The sequence below is a fragment of the Pseudomonas sp. PD9R genome (assembly GCF_019200975.1).
GTDB lineage: Bacteria > Pseudomonadota > Gammaproteobacteria > Pseudomonadales > Pseudomonadaceae > Aquipseudomonas.
In genome coordinates, this window is sequence record NZ_JAHTMR010000001.1 from 591,529 (window position 1) to 610,360 (window position 18,832).

Annotated in this window: 18 protein-coding genes; 12 read left to right on the forward strand and 6 right to left on the reverse strand. The window is 56.0% G+C overall.

Annotation, left to right across the window (positions count from 1 at the left end):
* Positions 1–5: 5 nt before the first annotated feature.
* Complete coding sequence (locus KUF73_RS02695) at positions 6–1,532, reverse strand: O-antigen ligase (RefSeq protein ID WP_218436487.1); 1,527 nt, start codon at positions 1,530–1,532, stop codon at positions 6–8.
* 94 nt (positions 1,533–1,626) lie between these two features.
* Here KUF73_RS02695 and KUF73_RS02700 point away from each other — a divergent pair, with 94 nt between their 5' ends.
* From KUF73_RS02700 to KUF73_RS02755, 12 genes are all read left to right on the forward strand, one after another.
* Positions 1,627–3,003 carry an oligosaccharide flippase family protein gene (locus tag KUF73_RS02700; RefSeq protein WP_218436488.1) on the forward strand — a complete coding sequence of 459 codons (1,377 nt, stop codon included), beginning with the start codon at positions 1,627–1,629 and terminating at the stop codon, positions 3,001–3,003.
* Between the two features lie 331 nt (positions 3,004–3,334).
* On the forward strand, positions 3,335–4,831 hold the full coding sequence (locus KUF73_RS02705) for an FAD-dependent oxidoreductase (protein WP_218436489.1): 1,497 nt from the start codon (positions 3,335–3,337) through the stop codon (positions 4,829–4,831).
* Positions 4,832–4,932: 101 nt separating this feature from the next.
* Positions 4,933–5,550, forward strand: a complete 618-nt coding sequence (locus KUF73_RS02710; RefSeq protein WP_218436490.1) for an acyltransferase — start codon at positions 4,933–4,935, stop codon at positions 5,548–5,550.
* Positions 5,543–6,499, forward strand: a complete 957-nt coding sequence (locus KUF73_RS02715) for a glycosyltransferase family 2 protein (protein ID WP_218436838.1) — start codon at positions 5,543–5,545, stop codon at positions 6,497–6,499. The genes KUF73_RS02710 and KUF73_RS02715 overlap by 8 nt, the downstream gene beginning before the upstream one ends.
* A gap of 7 nt (positions 6,500–6,506) precedes the next feature.
* Positions 6,507–7,031, forward strand: a complete 525-nt coding sequence (locus KUF73_RS02720; protein WP_218436491.1) for a serine O-acetyltransferase — start codon at positions 6,507–6,509, stop codon at positions 7,029–7,031.
* Between the two features lie 5 nt (positions 7,032–7,036).
* Positions 7,037–8,014: a glycosyltransferase family 2 protein gene (locus tag KUF73_RS02725; protein ID WP_218436839.1), complete on the forward strand. Its 978-nt coding sequence runs from the start codon at positions 7,037–7,039 to the stop codon at positions 8,012–8,014.
* Between the two features lie 7 nt (positions 8,015–8,021).
* Complete coding sequence (locus KUF73_RS02730; protein ID WP_218436492.1) at positions 8,022–8,945, forward strand: DUF535 family protein; 924 nt, start codon at positions 8,022–8,024, stop codon at positions 8,943–8,945.
* A gap of 75 nt (positions 8,946–9,020) precedes the next feature.
* Positions 9,021–10,223 (forward strand): glycosyltransferase, encoded by a 1,203-nt coding sequence (locus KUF73_RS02735; RefSeq protein WP_218436493.1) that lies wholly within the window; start codon positions 9,021–9,023, stop codon positions 10,221–10,223.
* Positions 10,220–11,407 carry a glycosyltransferase family 2 protein gene (locus tag KUF73_RS02740; protein ID WP_218436494.1) on the forward strand — a complete coding sequence of 396 codons (1,188 nt, stop codon included), beginning with the start codon at positions 10,220–10,222 and terminating at the stop codon, positions 11,405–11,407. Before KUF73_RS02735 ends, KUF73_RS02740 begins: the two co-directional genes overlap by 4 nt.
* A complete protein-coding gene (locus KUF73_RS02745) occupies positions 11,407–12,153 on the forward strand; it encodes a WecB/TagA/CpsF family glycosyltransferase (protein WP_218436495.1) in 747 nt (248 codons plus the stop codon). Before KUF73_RS02740 ends, KUF73_RS02745 begins: the two co-directional genes overlap by 1 nt.
* A gap of 86 nt (positions 12,154–12,239) precedes the next feature.
* Positions 12,240–13,382 carry a hypothetical protein gene (locus KUF73_RS02750; RefSeq protein WP_218436496.1) on the forward strand — a complete coding sequence of 381 codons (1,143 nt, stop codon included), beginning with the start codon at positions 12,240–12,242 and terminating at the stop codon, positions 13,380–13,382.
* 47 nt (positions 13,383–13,429) lie between these two features.
* Entirely contained in the window at positions 13,430–14,560 is a 1,131-nt protein-coding gene (locus KUF73_RS02755) for a glycosyltransferase 61 family protein (protein ID WP_218436497.1), read from the forward strand.
* 48 nt (positions 14,561–14,608) lie between these two features.
* Here the strand turns inward: KUF73_RS02755 and KUF73_RS02760 are convergent, their stop codons facing one another.
* From KUF73_RS02760 to KUF73_RS02780, 5 genes are all read right to left on the reverse strand, one after another.
* Positions 14,609–16,033, reverse strand: a complete 1,425-nt coding sequence (locus KUF73_RS02760) for an undecaprenyl-phosphate glucose phosphotransferase (protein ID WP_218436498.1) — start codon at positions 16,031–16,033, stop codon at positions 14,609–14,611.
* Between the two features lie 430 nt (positions 16,034–16,463).
* On the reverse strand, positions 16,464–16,985 hold the full coding sequence (locus KUF73_RS02765) for a cytochrome c (RefSeq protein WP_218436499.1): 522 nt from the start codon (positions 16,983–16,985) through the stop codon (positions 16,464–16,466).
* A 132-nt stretch (positions 16,986–17,117) separates the two neighbouring features.
* The gene (locus tag KUF73_RS02770; protein ID WP_218436500.1) at positions 17,118–17,639 is read right to left on the reverse strand and encodes a methylamine dehydrogenase light chain; all 522 of its coding nucleotides are present in this window, start codon (positions 17,637–17,639) and stop codon (positions 17,118–17,120) included.
* Positions 17,640–17,657: 18 nt separating this feature from the next.
* Positions 17,658–18,278 (reverse strand): methylamine dehydrogenase accessory protein MauD, encoded by a 621-nt coding sequence (gene mauD, locus KUF73_RS02775; protein ID WP_218436501.1) that lies wholly within the window; start codon positions 18,276–18,278, stop codon positions 17,658–17,660.
* A gap of 4 nt (positions 18,279–18,282) precedes the next feature.
* The gene (locus KUF73_RS02780; protein ID WP_218436502.1) at positions 18,283–18,822 is read right to left on the reverse strand and encodes a MauE/DoxX family redox-associated membrane protein; all 540 of its coding nucleotides are present in this window, start codon (positions 18,820–18,822) and stop codon (positions 18,283–18,285) included.
* Between the last annotated feature and the right edge of the window lie 10 nt (positions 18,823–18,832).

Sequence of the window (18,832 nt, forward strand, 5' to 3'; positions counted from 1 at the left end):
GAGTTCTACCTGAGTTGGAGATGGGCACTTGCCGTGACGGCCGGGGTGGTTTGCTTGAGCCTGCGTGCCATCTGCGCGTAGGCAACCCCCAGTCCGGCCACCGACCAGTACACCACCGGGATAACTGTGATACTGCTAACGGTCACGATGGTGATCAGAATTCCGGCCAGTGTCGCCAGGAGTGCACGCCCGAGTCGACGTGACTCATCATCTTTGTGAGGGAACGAACGCATCCCCTTGCGGATGCCAAGCAGAACAGCGGCGAAAAATCCCACGAACAGAGCCAATCCAACCAACCCGACTGCCAGCGCCACACCGATGTAGGTGTTGACGATGTCGATGATCCCCTGGCCTTGAGTCAATGCCACCATTTCCGGTTGGCTGCGGTAATCGAAAGAGCCCAGCCAGGGGTTGCGCTGGATAACGATCATTGAGTTATCGATCAACTGTTGCCGGTAGGTGATGTTCTCGACTTCCACCGTGCCGATGAAAGGAAGCAGGTCAATGACTTTTTGCCCGCCCGGTACGACGGCCAGCAGGGGCAGGGCGATGACGCCTGCGAGCGCCAGCAGCATCAGGCGTTTGAACGCTTTGCGGCCGGTGCCGATGAACACGACGATCATCACGGCTGCTCCGATCCAGGGGCCACGCGACAGTGGCGCGTACAGGCCACCGGCGAGCAATAGCGCGCCAAGGCCTCGCTGCATTTTGCTGCGTACATCCTCCTGCAAGTACAGGAACAGCCCGATGGCCACACTGATGACGAAGCCCAGCGCAATGGCCTGGCCGGTGGTGACGCTGGCGCGTAATGAACCGCCACGCGTCAAGTAGCTGGTCATTTCCTGTTGCACGCCCAAGGCATCGGTCAGCGCGGTGTAGAGCAGCCAGTTGCGGGAATATTCGAACAGACCAATAAGCGACAGCACCATGGCGGCGATGACAAAACCAAACAGGGCGTCCTTGAAGTCGCTGAGGTTCTTCAGCGCGCGACTGGCAACGTAGTAAGGCAGAAAAACTTCGATGAACAGATAAAGCGTCTGGCGCAACGTGTCGGTGACCGTGGTTTCGCGCAGGTAAAGCAGGCTCGTCAGCACGATGTTGGCGGCCAACAATTTGTCGGGCCACGTGCGTCCGAATGGCACGGTGTCTGCTCGCCTGCGTAAAGCGAGAAACGCCGGCATCAATATGAAAAATGCCAGAAGGCGTATGTGGTTCAGGGTAAAGAAATAGTTGGCCAGGCCAAAGGCGGGTATCTCCGCTGCTCCCGGCGGCATGAGAAACAGCAGCAGAAAAAACAGTGCAACAGGGTTACGTTCGCGTTTTTGCGCGACGGTCATCACGATAGCGGCGATGCCCGCGTACACCCAGAAACTGTGCGCAAGAAAGGCCACTAGCGTCAGAACGAACCACAGATTGCGCCGGCGAGTGAAGTCTTGGTCAGGGATCAGGTCTGCTGCCGGTCGGCGTGCCATAGCAAAAACGATGCCGGCAAGGACCAGAATGACGATTAACGCGCGTAAATGCTCAGGCATGGGTGCTTGGACTTATCGATTGATGAGCGACGACTAGTGGAATGGCCAAATGCGACTATAGTACCTTTCGTACCATTGAGCCGGAGTTGATGCTATGCCGCTAGTTGATTTCTCGCCATCGTCTGGCCTTCGTAAGCGAGCGATCTCTGCTGGAGCATGGAACGTCGGGGCATTGGTCACATCCCAAGCCATTCGCCTGGGTGGCAACCTGATAATGGCCCGTCTGCTGATGCCGGAAATGTTCGGCATCATGATGATCGCCATCACCGTTTCGCTGGTGCTTCACCTGCTTTCCGATGTCGGCTTGCGCCAGAACATTATTCAGAGCGCGCGTGGCGACGATCCAGTTTTTCTCAACACCATCTGGACCGTGCAGATCGTGCGCGGCTTTATCCTGTTTGCTTCGACACTTCTTCTCGCGGCCCTCGCCTGGTATGCACAGACCCTCGATCTGTGGTCGCCCGATTCCGCCTACGCCGCCCCGGAGCTGCCGTTGGTGCTGGTCGTGACCGGCTTCTCGGCAATCATCGTTGGTTTTCAGTCGACGAAAATCGACCTGGCAGTGCGCGCTTTCCAGCAAAAGAAAGTGGTACTCGCCGAGTTTGCGTCTCAGGCCGTCGGGCTGTTGGTCATGTTGGTCGTTGGCTACTTCACTCGGTCCATCTGGTCGCTGGTGATTGCCGGCCTGGTCCAGTCGCTGGTCAACACTGTGCTGGGGCATATCTGGTTTGAGGGCCCGTCCAACCGTCTGCAGTGGGAGCGTTCCGCGCTCGACGAATTGGTCGGCTTCGGCCGCTGGATATTGTTGTCATCGGTCGTGGGCGTATTGGCCATGTACGGTGACCGCGTCTGGTTCGGCGGCAGTATGACGACCACCGAGTTGGGCGTTTACTCCATTGCCGTGCTGATTTTGGGAGCTGTTCAGCTTGGGTTGCAAAGGATAATCGGGGCAGTAGCCTTGCCGGCCTTCAGTGAGGCCGCAAGAACCAATGACACTGCACGGCTCCACGCGTTGTACTACCGCTTGAAATTGATGTTCGATCTCGCCTGTCTGTTTCTCTGTGGGCTGTTCCTGACCGGCAGTCCGCTGCTCATCCACGTTTTGTACGATCAGCGTTACGCTGAAGCCGGCAACATGCTGGCCATTCTTTCACTGTCTTTTTTCACGATGCGCTATATGTTGGCGAATCAGGTGTGGATTGCCTTGGGGCATACAAAATACCAGGCCATGGACAACATTATCCGCGTGGTCTCGTTGTGGGTTCTGTTGCCTCTGCTGCTAGCGCTTGGCGGGGTCAAATGGGCGATCTGGGGCGCGGCCCTGTATACGTTTCCTACGCTCTTCCTGGTTTTTTATGTCAATTATCGTCTGGGGATGTTCAATCTCAAACGTGAACTGGTGGTGCTGCCAATGCTGGCAGTGGGGGCTTTGTGCGGAGAGTTATTGACGGCTCTTGCCAACTGGCTCTGATTTGATCTATTTCTCTTGGTGTCTCCAAAGCTGAAGTACAGCGTCGCCATTGAAGTGTTGATGGTTGGCGCCAAACAATTGTGGCCTTGATGTGTAGTTGAAATATCCAACGCAATCTCGATGTCGTGGAGCTTTGAATCATGAGAGAAACTGATTTGAATACCTCTGTGATGGGGCGCAGGGGCTTCCTCCAGGCGTTTGCCCTGTTGAGTGTTGGGGGGCTCGTCTTTGGAGTTTCCGAAACTGTAGCTCGGCCTTCTGTGGCGAAATCCGAGTTTGTCGTCATCAACGGATGGGTGCTGCCAGCCCATCACTTTCGGCAAGCGCAAGCATGATCAAAGATTACCAATCGCAGAAAGAACTCCGCGACCACTATGACGTCTGCATTGTCGGAGGGGGGCCAGCCGGTATTACGCTGGCCTTGCGCCTGGCCGGTAATGGCCGTCGTGTGCTGCTTGTCGAGGGCGGTGGGCACGAGTATTCACCGACTTCGCAGAACCTCTACACGTGCCCATCGACAGGCCTCGAAGTCTACGCAGAGGAAACCCGTCTGCGCTTTCTTGGCGGGACCTCCAATCATTGGGCCGGGCGATGCCGTCCCTTCGAACGCTCCGACTTTACCGTAGGCCCTCCCGTGCATTTGCCTGGTTGGCCCATCGAGTTTTCCGAGATGGAGCGCAATCTGCCAGCGGCCATGGCGATCGTCGATCTGCCGGCGGATTCAGGATTCAAGACGATCAACGCCACGCTGGACGGCGCCGATTTTGAAGCTGATCGTTTCTTGCTTAGCCCGCCGACGCGATTTGCCCAAAAATATGCCAAGGATCTTGAAGAGACCGAGGGGCTCGATGTCTTCATCAATTGCAACTGTGTCGATCTTGAGTTCGACAGCAAGACCGGTCGCATAGCGACGATAGTCGTCGCGGACTACGGAATGCACCGAGAGAAAGTCAAGGCAAAGCAATTCATCCTGGCGACAGGCGCAATCGAGAATGCCCGGCAGTTGCTCAACAGTGAGTCCCTGGCGTCTGGCGGTATCGTCAGCAAAAATGGTTTTGTCGGCAGGTGCTTCATGGAGCATCTGAACGTCGCAATGGGTACCTACATCCTCAAAGGCGACCAGGATACGGATGCTCGGCAGTACTTCACCACCGATGCGTTTGTGATGGAGCACCAGTCGGGTAAAGGAAACGTGACGGCCTCGCTTGTATCGGAAGTGAAAGCCTATGGGCGAATGGCGGCAATCAAGGACTTTTTCGAAAATCTCGTCTGCGACATCGGTGCGGAACACAAAATTGAATTCATTACCAAATTCGAATGCCCGGGGGATGGGGTGCTCGGCACGTTGATCGAACAATTTCCCAACCCCGATAGCCGTATTTCATTGCTCGAAGAGCGCGATGCGTTAGGAATGAGAAAGGTAAACATTCATTGGGAATTGACCCCCGCCGACAGAAATACCATCAAGTCCATCGGGCTCGAAGTGGCGAAGTGTTTTGCCGAGACCGGGCTGGGCTTTGTCAAACTGGATGAGTGCGTTTATGACACCTCCTTACCGCTGAAGGTCAATCCCCATGCCCATCACATGGGGACCACACGAATGGCCGCTTCGCCTGAGTTTGGCGTTGTCGACGAAAACTGCAAAGTGTTCGGTGTCGAGAATCTTTATGTCGCGGGCAGTAGTGTTTTTTCGACTGGCGGTGCAAGCAATCCCACGATGCCTCTTTTGCAACTGGCCCTGAGGCTGGCGGACTACCTTAACCAGCAGATGGGACCCGCCGTGGGCAGGTATTCCGGAACCCACGAGTTTGTAGATTTTCCGAGTTGAAATTCAGGGAGGGGGCTACGCTTAGAGAGTGAGTAATCAAGAATCAAGGTGTATCTAACCTTGGCACAGACGTCTATTGCTGAATTTTTGAGGCTGACAGGATGATTGGTCTAGTAAAACGTGCAATTGCTCATTACGCCAAAACAACAGGGCGTGGAACCTCGCTCTACAAAAAGTTTTGTAAACCGGACGGGTATGAATGGGCCCAACATATGGGGCGATGGGGGGGGCTTCACTCCGTCGGTAAAGGTGCATGGATCAACCTCGGGTGCAACATCACCGACCCGGCGATGCTTAGACTCGGCGACAACGTAGGTTTATCCGATTGCACAATCTTCGGCCACGATGGCATCGTCCATGTACTCAATGCGCGTGACGGAACAAAACTCGATTCTGTCGGCGGCGTCGACATCCGGGCCAATTCCTTTGTCGGCCATGGCGCTATCGTCATGCCGCGCGTAACGATTGGCCCGGATTCAGTCGTGGCCGCTGGCGCTGTTGTACTGAAGGACGTTCCGCCCGGGATGGTGGTCGGAGGTAATCCAGCCAGGGTTATCTGTACGATGGAAACGCTGGTGAAGAATATCCAGGAGCGTTGCTCCGCCTATCCGTGGATCGACCTGATCGAGCAACGCGATGGGTTGTTTGACCCGGAACTGGAACCGAAGCTGCAAGCCATGAGAGCAGAGTACTTTTTTGGCGAACAACCCAATGGTTAGTGCTCCTCTGGATGTGTTGGTCGTTAATTACAACACAGCAACTTTGTTGCAACCCATGTTTAATGCGTTACGCCAATCCAATAATGCACATCGCACGCGTTATCTAGTCGTGGACAATGCCTCTGCCGATAATTCGCTGGAGTGCCTGGCAACTATTTGTCCAGAGGCATTGCAACTGGCCAACGAAAACAATGTTGGTTTTGGTCGTGCCAACAATCAATTGGTTGAACATCTGCAGGGCAAGTACGCGTTACTCCTTAATACCGATGCGTTCGTTGCTGCGGATACCCTGAACAAGACGTTGGAATACATGGAGGCTCATCCTGACTGCGGTGTGCTGGGCGTTCGGCTGGTGGGGCGCGAGGGCGATTTGCAACCCTCCTGCCGCTATTTTCCGACGCCGTTGAATGTCTTCATCGCGCATGCAGGGATAGAACGTTTTTTTCCTTGGGTGAAAAAGGTCGACGACATGACCTGGGATCACAACGCAGTGCGTGAATGCGACTGGGTCCCTGGCTGCTATTACCTGATTCGCCGCGAAGTGATTGATCAGGTCGGCTTGTTTGACCCGCGCTACTTTCTTTATTACGAAGAGGTTGATCACTGCAAACGCGTCAAAGAGGCCGGTTGGAAGGTGGTTTACTACCCGCATACCACGGTCGTGCATATCGGCGGTGAAAGTGCCAAATCTGTAGATAAGCTCAATGCCGCCAGCCGCCAAATCTCAACCATACAAATCGAAAGCGAGCTTTTGTACTTCCGCAAACACCACGGTCTGGCGGGGCTGGCGTTCCATATGTTTTTGGTGAGCCTGGGCGATTTGATTCTGGCGCTCAAGGCGCTTTTGAAAGGCCGAGGCCTGGCCGCCATTGGGGCGTGCTGGCAGCACATGCGTGCTACCTGGGCGCTGCTGCTCAAAACCAGACTCGCGACCCAACCCACACGGTAGATCATCCATGTTCGAAAACATACGAGCGGACTTGCGCGCATACGCGGGTGATTGGGCGGCCCAAGGGTTCTGGGTGATGTTGGTTTATCGCTTTGGGCGCTGGCGTTACGGCGTGCGTCCAGCGCTGTTACGCAAGCTGTTGTCCTTTATCTACAAAGTGCTCTTCAAATTCGTGCAGATCATCACGGGCATCGAGCTGCCGTGTGAGGTTGTGGTCGGGCGCAATTTCGTCATCGATCATTTCGGCGGAATCATCATCAGTGGTTATGCGCAGTTTGGCGACGATTGCCGTATCCGCAATGGCGTGGTGGTGGGGCTCAAGAATGTGAATGAACCGATTGCCCCGGTGATTGGCAACAATGTTGATATCGGCACAGGGGCCAAGGTCCTGGGCAATATTCGCATTGGTAACAACGTGGTAATTGGTGCCAATGCCGTGGTACTGACCGATGTCCCGGATAACTCGGTTGCAGTGGGCGTGCCTGCGACGATCAAGCGAAGACAAAGTGCAGAAACCAGGGAGTGCTCTTGAACATTCTGGCTGCTGGCATCGGTGTGGTTGTCATCGGTCGCAATGAAGGCTTGCGGCTTGAGCGTTGCCTGGCCTCGCTGGTCGGTGCCGCGCAGCAGGTTGTTTATGTCGACTCCGGATCAACCGATGGTTCAGTGCAAACGGCTTTGAAGCTTGGGGCCGAGGTGGTCGAACTGGACATGACGATTCCCTTCACCGCAGCGCGTGCGCGCAACGAAGGATTCGCCTGTGTACAGCGGCTGTTGTCGCAGGTGCGCTATGTGCAGTTTGTCGATGGTGATTGCGAAGTCGTCGCTGGCTGGCTGCCCCGGGCACAGGCTTTTCTCGACGCGCAGCCCGAGGTGGCAGTGGTCTGCGGGCGGCGGCGTGAACGCTTTCCGGCGCGCTCTATTTATAACTTTATGTGTGATCTCGAATGGGACACGCCGATAGGCGAGGCCAAGGCTTGCGGGGGCGATGCGCTGATGCGGGCCGACGCTTTCGTCGCGGTGTCTGGTTTTCGAGCGGACCTGATTGCCGGGGAAGAGCCGGAGTTGTGCGTGCGCCTGCGTGCGAAGGGGTGGAAGGTCTGGCGCCTGGCTGACGAAATGACCCTGCACGACGCGGCCATGACCCGATTCGGCCAATGGTGGCGACGCACCCTGCGCGGGGGCTATGCCTTTGCCGAGGGCGCATTTTTGCATGGAGCCACACCGGAGCAACATTGGCGGCGAGAGTCGCGCCGTGCCTGGTTCTGGGGGTTGGGAATCCCGTTGGCAACGTTGATCACGTGCCTGCTGCTGGGGTGGTCCGGGTTGCTTCTGCTGTTGGCGTATCCGCTGCAGGTCGTGCGTTTGGCCCGTCGGGGGCGTGGATCTTCTGGCAAAAACTGGCGGCTGGCTTTTTTTCTCGTGCTGGGGAAGTTTCCCGAGATGCTCGGGCAAATCAAGTTTCTACTGAACAGATTCGGCGCCGGCAAGACGTCGTTGATCGAATACAAGTGAGACGTCCATGAATGATTGGTCAGCATTAAAAAGCATGTTTTCCTTACATGCAGGGTATTCCCTGAGAGCCTTGAAAAATAAGCTTAAGATGCTGATCCTGGTTGTAAGAAACCGGGCCGAACTGAAATTGTTTTTGTCGCGTATGTCTAACGCGCTAGGCGATTCCGGTTTTAATAAGTTAGGCGGGGATTGTCTGGGGGTCGTTCATTGGCCCTACATCAGTAAAAGCTGGAGCCCTCAGGACAAACTAAGTGTATTGGCCTCGCATTACGAAGTGGTCGCCAAAAACTGCCCGCAGTTATTGCTTTATGGACGAGAGGACAGTTTGCGCCTGAGCGACTTGTCGGAGTTTTCCGCGAGTTGTTCCCTGGTATTGGATCGCCCAATATGGTTTATGCGCGAAGGGGAACTGGTGCTTAACTTGTTCCAGGAAGATTTGCGGATTGCCTCCATCGCCTTCACCTTGTGTTACACAGAGGGTGAACTCTGTATTTTTATCGGCGCGGTTCAAGGGATACACAAGGGCATAGAGAGTGACAAATCCTTGAGTATCTATCGGGATTTGACAAAGGATTTCGAAGGCCTCCGGCCAAGAAGTTTCCTGATTGAAGTTATCAAGTACATTGCCGTGAAGATGGGCGTCGGAAAGATTTTTGCCGTCGGGGATGGCTATCGACATCATCGCCATCCCTACTTTGGCGCTCATAAAGCACTGGAACTGGCGTCGGATTACGATTCGATATGGCTGGAACATGGTGCAATTCCATCTAAGCGCGAAGACTTTTTCGAGATTCCCATGACGCCGTCGCGCAAGCCGCTGGATTCTATTGCTTCAAAAAAGCGCGCCATGTACCGCCGGCGCTATGAACTACTGGATGATACGTTTACGAAGATAGATACCGTGTTGGTCGGTTGCTATGCAGCAAATTGACGGCCCAGGTTACTGTACTACTGTGGAAGTACCCGCAGTAATCATCCTCCGCAACGAAAACTAAGCTTGGTCCCTATGCGTATCGCTTATTTCATCAATCAATACCCCAAGGTCAGCCATAGCTTCATTCGTCGCGAGATTTTGGCGTTGGAACGCCAGGGCTTAGAGGTGCAGCGTGTTGCGTTGCGTGGCTGGGATGCCGAGTTGGTGGATGCCGAGGACGAGTCCGAGCGCAGCAAAACTCAATATGTACTGCAGGACGGCGTCAAAGGGCTGTTGATGCCGGTGCTGCAGGTGTTGCGCGCCGAGCCGCGACGCTTTCTCTCGGCGCTATGGCTGGCATTGCGCATGAGCCGACGTGCCGATCGCGCCTGGCCGTACCATTTGATCTATTTGTTCGAGGCGTGCCGCCTGCTGTCCTGGCTGCAAGCGTCGGGTGCCAAACATGTGCACGCGCATTTCGGTACGAACTCGACCGAGGTGGTGATGTTGGCCAACGCACTTGGCGGGCCCGCCTATAGCTTTACCGTGCACGGCCCGGAAGAGTTCGACAAACCGCAATTTATTCATTTGGGCGAAAAGGTCCGGCGCGCGGCATTTGTGGCGGCGATCAGCGCCTATGGTCGCAGCCAGTTGTTTCGCTGGGTGGATCATGCACATTGGCCGCGGGTAAAAGTGGTGCATTGCGGCCTGGAGCAGGCGTTTCACAATGTGCCGGCCGTTGCCGTGCCGACCGCGCCGCGACTGGTGTGCGTGGGGCGCTTGTGTGAGCAGAAGGGCCAGTTGCTGCTGCTTGAAGCCGCGCAAATCCTCGCCGCACGAGGGATGGAATTCGAGATCGTGCTGGCCGGCGACGGTGAAATGCGCGAGCAAATTGAAGCGTTGATTGCGCAGCATGGTTTGCAGGCGCAGGTGCGAATTACCGGGTGGATCAGTAGCGAGCAAGTGCGAGCGGAAATCCTTGCGGCGAGGGCCTTGGTGCTGCCGAGTTTCGCCGAGGGTTTGCCGGTGGTGATCATGGAAGCCATGGCGTTACGCCGACCAGTACTGACGACCTATGTGGCAGGCATTCCCGAGTTGGTGCGCCAGGGCGAGAACGGTTGGCTGTTTCCCGCTGGCGATGTCGACGAGTTGGCGGCGGCGCTGGCTGATTGCCTGGCGCAACCTGTCGAAGTATTGCAACGCATGGGCGAGGCCGCTTATCAGCGAGTGCTGGAGCGACACGACATCGATACCGAAGCGGCCAAGTTGGCTCACCTATTCAGGGCGCAAGCATGATCACTTTGTTGAGTTGGCTGTTCAGCGCACTGCTGCTGCTCATTGTCCTGCCGGTACTGGTGCTGTTTATCCAGGTCCTTCTGGCCTGCCTGCCTGGGAGATCGCTGCCGTCAGTGCAAGGGGCAAGACCACGGGTGGCGGTGTTGGTGCCGGCGCACAATGAGTCTTCGATCATCGTCGCAACGTTAAACACAATTCGACCTCAACTGCAGGCGGGCGACTGCCTGTTGGTGGTGGCGGACAACTGTTCTGACGACACGGCCGCCCTGGCCCGCACCGCGGGTGCCGAGGTAGTGGAACGCAACAATGACCAACAACGTGGCAAGGGATATGCGCTGGACTATGGCGTCCGTCATTTGGCGAATATTGCGCCGGACGTCGTCATCATTGTCGATGCTGACTGCCAGGTAAGCGCAGGCTCTATTGAGCGTTTGGCCATTTGTTGCATCGACTCAGGGCGGCCAGTTCAATCACTCTATTTAATGCACGCTCCGGCAGGGTCCGGGCTAAAAGTGCGGCTTGCCGAGTTTGCCTGGTGTGTGAAAAATCTGGTGCGACCGCGGGGATGGGCCCGGCTCGGTTTACCCTGCCCGTTGATGGGCTCTGGAATGGCTTTCGCCTGGCGGGATCTGCCTTTAATCGATTTAGCCAGCGGCCACATCGTCGAAGACCTGAAGATGGGCCTGGATTTCTGTCGAAGCGGCAAGCCGCCACTCTTTTGCCCCGATGCGCTGGTAACCAGTTATTTTCCGCGCAGTGAAGAGGGCCTGACCACCCAGCGTACGCGCTGGGAACATGGTCATCTCGGGGTAATCCTTAGCGACACGCCGAAGCTGTTGGTGGAGTCGATTGGTAAGGGTAACGGCAGCCTGCTGGCCATGACGCTGGATCTGCTGGTCCCGCCGTTGGCTTTGTTGACGTTGGTCCTGGTGGCGGTATTGGGTCTGTCATGGTTGGTATTTGCGTTGTCCGGCGCGTTGACGCCAGCGTTGATAGCGTCTGCCGGGGTGACAATATTGGGAGTGACTGTCTTGCTGGCATGGAGCCGGTTTGGTCGGGGAATCATTGCTTTTTCAGCCTTGTTGTATGCGCCGTTCTACGCACTGAAGAAAATCCCTCTCTATATCGGCTTTTTGCTCAAGCGCCAGGTTGAGTGGGTGCGATCCAAGCGGGATGACAGTTGATGGGCGCTTCGGCATGGCTGCATAACTGGAAAACGATTATCCAGAAACTCCGGGTGGTCAGTGATCGGGATGATGAACAGAGGCTGATTGATGCGTTGTCCCATACCGAGGTGGCAACAGTGCTTGGGTTCGTCAATGCCCATGCCATGAACCTGGTGGCGGGCAACACTGATTACTACCATTCGCTGTGCGCTGCCGACGTGTTGTTACGGGATGGTTCGGGCATGGCCATTCTGTTTCGTCGACTTGCCTTGGTGCCGGGACTCAACATGAACGGTACGGATCTGATCCCCAAACTGCTGGCAGCCTTCAAAGGACGGCGCGTGGCTTTTTGGGGCACTGAAGACACCTGGCTAAACAATGCGGTGCGGCACAGTGAAGCGGTGTATGGCGTAGACGTGGTTTGCGCTCACCATGGTTTTGCCGGCGTGGATACCTATATGGAACTTGCCCGGCAGTGGCAGCCAGAGTTGGTTGTATTGGGCATGGGCATGCCCAAGCAAGAAGCCGTTGCTGCCAGACTGGCGGCCAGTGGAGCACCTTGCCTGATCGTCTGCGGAGGGGCGATTCTGGATTTTCTCGGTGGCAAGGTGAGTCGAGCCCCGCAATGGATGCGTTGGCTCGGTTGTGAGTGGGTGTTCAGGTTAATCAGTGAACCCAGGCGATTGTTCTCGCGCTATGTGGTGGGTAATCCAATGTTCTTGTTGCGCACGTTGATTTGCAGAGCCGGAAACGCGACGACTTAGCGAATGCCTGGGCCCGCTAGCCAGGTGTTGCACCTGCAAGGGCACCCTGTCTGTACCGTCGCACTCAACCCGCAGAAGGGGCATACATGAAAGAACCTATAGCGAAACTGATACGTAAGCTGATTTCTCCTTCTTTACGCTTCGAGCTAAGAAAAGCCGTTTCCTGGCTGCGGGATATAACGGGGCGAGCCTGTTTTTGGCGCTGGGAAATTGCCAGGTTCAAACTTCGGGAAGACAGTTCTTTCAACGTGCTCTATGTCGGCAGGAAAACCCAGCGTGAATTTGTGAAGGTGCTCCTCGGGGTGGAATCTCCGGGGGTTGATAGCGAATTAAAACCGGACAAATCAGGGCAAACGGTTTTGGTCAGTGAAATGCCGACACCGGGCGCATTGTGTGTGCCTCAGTATTTGAGTGCCGTTGTGCCGCTGCGCAGGCCAATCGACGAAATCACCGCGAGATACAACACCGAGTTACGTCGAAATCTGCGCAAGAACCGGCTGCGCTACCGCATGAAGCAGGCGCTGAACGATGATGAAATTGAAACCGCCGATCAGCAGATGCTTCAGCCCTATGCCAAGGCAAGACATGGGACGGCCGCCTCTCAAATCGAAACGCACGAGGTTCGAAGGGTGGCAAAAAATGCCGGGCGGCTTGATCTGGTCCTGCTGGAGGACGAGGTTGTCGCTTGCCATCTTGGGTGCGTCATAACCCGGGCAGGAAAACGCTACTGGAGCACGATTCGTTTTGGTTACCCGGAACCCGTGTATTCAGATGCGAAAAAGCTGCGTGAAGTTAACTCGATTACCACGTTCATGGCGCTTGAATGGGCGATTGAAAACGAATTCGATTACTACGATATCGGCGTTTGTCTGGCGCGCCCTGACGATGGGCTACTGGAATGGAAAAGAAGGCGCGGAGGAGATGTCGATACGCTGGGGAACTCCGGTTATATGTTTGTGCGGCTGCCAAAGACAGGTGCCGCGCAATTTCTTTGGGAAACCCCTTTATTTGCTGTCGAAGGAAAAGGCTTGACCCTTCATCTAGGGGTGCCCGAAGGGCCGAGTGATGAGGAGATCGCCAGCCGATACCGTGAAATGGGTTTTGGCGGACTGTCAAAAGTGTATCTCCATTGTGACCGAACGCTGGATGAGTCGCTGCTCGACACCCTGCGTGGCCGCTACACTCACTTGAAGTCGCCGCCGATGATGGAAAGTGTTGTATCCGCCTGAATGGGTTCAAAAGCACTACTTCTTTATAAGCACGCGGGGAAGTTCATATGTCGGATATCGATACATTGGCGAACGACGGTCCATCGAAGTGGAGCCTTGCTGCGTATAAGCACATTTTAAAGACCCGACTGAGTCGAAAACCGTCGCTGACGCTGCAAAGTGTCGCCGTGAAGACTTGGGAAATTGCGCCAGGTAATGTTTCGATCGCGCCGCCCGCGTTTTATCTTCCCAATCAACTTGAGCGGGTGACCGGGTGGGCTGAGGATCTTTTTTATCCCTTTGAGCATCCTCGCCGCACCATGGAAGGGGTCGGCAGTGTTGAACATGGTCCTACACGCGGCTACCTGCTTAAAGATGCATGGTTAATCGATGGCGCTCTCTATAAAGGGAGTGCCAAGTCATGGTTATCGCCTCAATCTGGATGGCTGCCAAGAGTTCGCGTAGAAACCGAAATTGATCGCGGGGCACTGTATTGCACTGCGGGAGGGAACAAGTGGTTTGGCTCATGGTTAATGGATGATTGCATTACTTATCCATTGGCTTGTGAGGAAGGCGTGCCGGTAACCACGGCAACCTCGGACAAGCTGGTCTCTACATCAAAGCACGGCATACTTCACGCCCCTGGTTATGAGGACTGGCTTGGAATGACGCCGGTTCGCTTACGTAATGCATTTTTCCGTGAGCTCGTGATCTTTGACGATCTCAGCCAAAATCGTCACAAGCATTTGCGCTTTCGTGCCATGGGACAAAAGCTGCTCTCGCACGTGACGGTTGACGCTCACCCTGGCGTGTTCATTCTGCGGGGGGACAAGGGCGAAAGACGCTTGTTGCGCAATGAAATGGAATTGGCGGAACGCCTGAGAGATCGTCGCGGATTTCGCATTATCGATCCGGCGAAGTCCGATGTTCCAACCATTGTCGCGGCCTGTGCCGGAGCAAGAACCGTAGTCGGGATCGAGGGCAGTCATCTCATACATGGCGTCAACGTGCTGCAGCCCGGTGGTTCATTGCTCGTGCTGCAGCCGCCAAACCGGTTCCTGTGCTTTTTCAAATACCTGACCGATCGCGACCACCAAAACTTTGGTTTTGTAGTGGGCAAACAAGAGGGCGATGGCTTCAGTATCGACGCCGATGAAGTTGAGCGAACGCTCGATTTATTTCCGGTGAGTGCCTCTTGAGGCTGACCCGTTTGCAAACGGGTCAGCCTTAAAAGTCAGGGGCACTCGTTAGTAGGCATGCTTGCCAGAGAAGGCAAGCAGTGTCCGCGCAAGAATCGTGAAGTCGAGCCAAAGCGACCAATTGTTGATGTACTCGATGTCCGAATCAACACGCCGAATCATCTGTTCAATATCTCTCGTTTCGCCGCGGAAACCGCGCACTTGAGCCAGGCCTGTGATGCCCGGCTTGATGTTGTGGCGTGCAAAGTAGTCGGCAATATCGGGTGAGTACTGCGCATCGTGCGCGATGGCATGCGGTCGCGGCCCCACCAGAGACATTTCCCCCATCAATACGTTGAACAACTGGGGTAGTTCATCCAGGCTGGTTTTTCGAATAAACGCGCCGACTCGGGTCTTTCGCGGATCATTCTTTTCGGCCTGTTTGACGATGCCTTCTTCCGGCTGATGGACGACCATGCTTCTGAACTTCCAGATACGGAAAGAATCGCCACTCCAGCCCATGCGTTCCTGCCGAAAAAACACCGGCCCAGGGCTATCGAGTTTGATGGCAATGGCAACTATCGCCAGCAAGGGTGCTGCAAACAGCAAGATGAGAAAGGCCAGTACTCGGTCTTCGAGGTTCTTCAGCAACAGGCGCATCCCCATCAGCGGCGTTTCAGACAAGGTCAGCACGGGAATCCCGGCAATCTCGCGAACGCTGTGGTTGATCAGGCGCAACGAAAAAATATCCGGTACCCAGTTAACCGAGATGTGCTTGTCAAACAGTCTTAAATAAACGTCCTTGATAACCTGCGAACCGTCCAGCGGTGTTACGAAGTAAACGGTGCGAATGGCGTGTTGAACGACCAACTCATCGAGGTCGGAAATATGGCCCAGTATCGTCAGGCGTTGCGCACTTTTTGAACCATCCTTTCCATGATCTTCATCAGCCCCGATCAGCACGGCGCCAACCACTCGCTCACCCAACCAGGGGTTATTACTGATCTTCAGGTGGAGGAAGTTGGCGAGCTCGCCCGTGCCGATGATCAGGGCGTTTTCCCTTTGCGCTGGATGGGCCAGGAATTTCTTCCGCAATTCGCGTGTGGCAAGGTGCAAAAGCAATTGAGCGAAGTATCCAATAACAAATAACTCGCCAACCAATAGCCGCGAGTACTGTTCACTTTGTTTAGTAAGAAAGGCCATGGCAACAAGAAAACAAAAAACGGCGGTCCATGCCTTGAGTAGCTTGAAAGCTTTAACGGCGAAGCCGACATTGCTGCGGTAAATAGCATAGTGGTCGTAAACGACGGCCAACGCCCCCAGCAGCAACAGGACCATGATGACGTAGGCCTGAGATATATAGCCGATGTGATAATTGATCAAATACCACGCGACGCCGGTTATCGCGAGACCATCGAGACCGGCCTGAATAACGATACTGGTGCTGCTTCTTCGCTGAAGTACGGAACGGCTGGTATTGGGTTCAAATATCATATTTAGACCTCACTTGCTGCCCCCCATCGCGCTCAATGATGACGCGATTCAGTTTGAAACGACCCTCGCGTGAGGGCGTTAGCATTAGCGTCCCAGCAAGCTACCGCTCGTGGCAAGCCACCCACCCTCAAAAATTACAGACCCCGGGCAGAATGTGGCAACGCGTGCCAATACTGTAGCAGCACACTGGCATCATTCACGGAATCCGCGAAATTTTCTAGCGGTCATTTCTGAAGGTTTCGACCGGCCGGCGGATGGAGCCATTGTCAGCAGTCGGAGGAGGCAAAATGAGGTGGGAAGGGCTGATGCAGATCAGTTGAAGCACGAAACCTGTAGGAGGAGCGGGCGTGCTCGCGATGGCGGCGGGTCAGCCAACATTAATGTTGAATGTTACATCGCCATCGCGAGCAAGTTCCTACAGGAATCATTGTCAGTCATGCATTCCGTCTTCAATCGCAATGCCTTGCGCACGCATTTGCTTGATCAATTCGGCGCGGGTGCCGGGGAGGTTGAGCATGGTTTTTGCGCGCAATGCCGTCACTTCTTCAGCGCTGTAGGGCTGGTAATCGGCTGGGGTGCTTTTACCTGCCAAACCGTCTTCGCGCATCAACCAGTTAAGCAAGTCCGCCAACTGCGCATTGTTGAGCGCCGACTGCGACATACCGGGCACGCGCACCAGAAATTCGCGGCCACCGGGGACTTTCAGGAAGTTACCGACAAACCCCGTCAGCCGGGGGGTGTCATTGGCCGCGGAGCCCATGCCATTGCCCAAGTGACAGCCGGCGCATTGCAACTGATAGTTCACACCCACGCTGTAACCCGCTTCGCTGATCGGTTTTTGTGGCGCTTCATTACCCGGTGCGTGGCGTTGCGCCGGATTGGGGATGGCCCGGGCGTACACCTGTGGGGTGATCAAGAGGCAGGCCAGGCCGAGGATTAGCAAATGACGCATGACATACCCCTTTTATTGTTATGCCTGAAAAGATCGCAGCCTGCGGCAGTTCCTACGTAGGGGCTGCCGCAGGCTGCGATCTTTTAAAAAATAAGCCGCCAATTGCGTAAGCAACCGGCGGTGGACCGCGTGTTAAACCGCCACGCCGCGGATGATCGAAACGGTGCAGTGATAGATGTGCGATTTGGCGGCCAGGCACCAGTTCACATCGTTGTTGTTGAACGGGCGATAGGCCGGTTCTTCACTGTCGTTACGGGTGCAGGCGCACTGGGCGCAGCTTTGCTTACCACAGCAGTCGTTGTACGAAATGATGTAGTCCTTGCCGTCTGCCGGGTTACGGCAGGTCCCGATCCAGGTGACTTGCGAGGCTTCGGTACCCGGTGGGCACGAGGTCACCGAGCCACCGCAGCAGCTGCACAGAAAGCCGTCGATGGAGCAGTAGCGCCAGTAGTCGCAGCTGTTCGGATCACCGGGGTCACCGGCCTTCGGGTTATCGGCGGCCAGTGCCTTGCTGGTGCGGTCCAGTGGCAGCAGCAGGGGCAGGGCGGCACCGGCCACCATCAGCGAACCCATGCGCGACAGCAATTTGCGGCGTGAGGTCGTGTCGGCCACACGGCGGGTCGAGCGCTCAAACAACAGATCCAGCAGTTTCATAAACGTCTCCCTGCCTTATCAGTGGCTATGGCCGTGGCTGTGGTCGTGGTCGTGGGGTTGCGCGTTGAGGTATTGCTGCAACGTCGCGTGCTTCAAGTGCTCAACTTCGAACAGGCTGTCCAGGTGCTCGCGGGAGTTGACCAGGCCTTTGGCGCGCAGGGTGCCGGCCTTGTCGATCAGCGCGGCGTACGGCAGTTTGCCGATCTGGTAGGTCATGCCCACTTCCGGGCCGACTACGTAGGTGGCGTCTTCCAGTTTGTGTTCGCGGATCAGCGCATGCTGGGCGTCCATGTCGCCATCGCTGATGAACACCACGTCGAGGCGATCGGCTTGTTCCTTGGCAATCGACTTGATTGCCGGCAGCAAGGACTTGCAGATCGGGCAGGTCGGCGAGAGGAAAAACAGCAGCTGCGATTTCTCGCTGGCATAACCGAAGTTCACCGGGCGGCCGTTACGGTCGGACGCGGTGACTTGCGGTGCGGCTTCGTTGACGGCCACGCCTTTGTCGACCATCAGTGCACCGGCCGGTGCCAGGCGACCGTGCAGTACGCCGATCTGACGAACCAGGGCCATGACGACAAAGGCTACCGCTACCAGCAGCACCCAGAGCAGAACGTTGGAAACAATCAAGCCTTCCATTGGATCACCTACCAATCAATTTGAGCAGAAGAGGGGAGTTCGCCAGCAGGCCATCGGCCGCGGCGTAGATGAGCAGCGCAACCGTGGCGCAGGCCAGCGTCACGAAGCCATCGAACACAGTCATGTCACGGACAAACGGGGCCACGCTGGCCAGTAGTGCCACACCCACCAGCACGCTGTTGCGCAACAGCAGGACCGGTCGCAGCGGTTGCGCCTGGTCCGGGCCTGCACAACCGCAGTCGATGTCGGCACGACCGCGCCACAGGTTGATGCCAATGGCGGCGGCATACAGCGCCAACAGGCTGGCTGCGCTCAATGCGGCCCAGGCCCGGCTGACCGGCACCAGCAACGCGAAGGCGATGGCCAGCTCCAGCAGCGGGATCAACCGCGCGCTCGGACGCACCAGCGCAGCGGGCAGCAGTTGGTAATCCGCCAGTTGTTTGGCGAAGCGTGCGGGCGATCGCACCTTGTGGGTCGCGGCACTGGCCAGCAACACCGCGATGGCGATGGCGCTGGCAATAATGAAGATCGGATCTGAATGCATGGCCGAACCT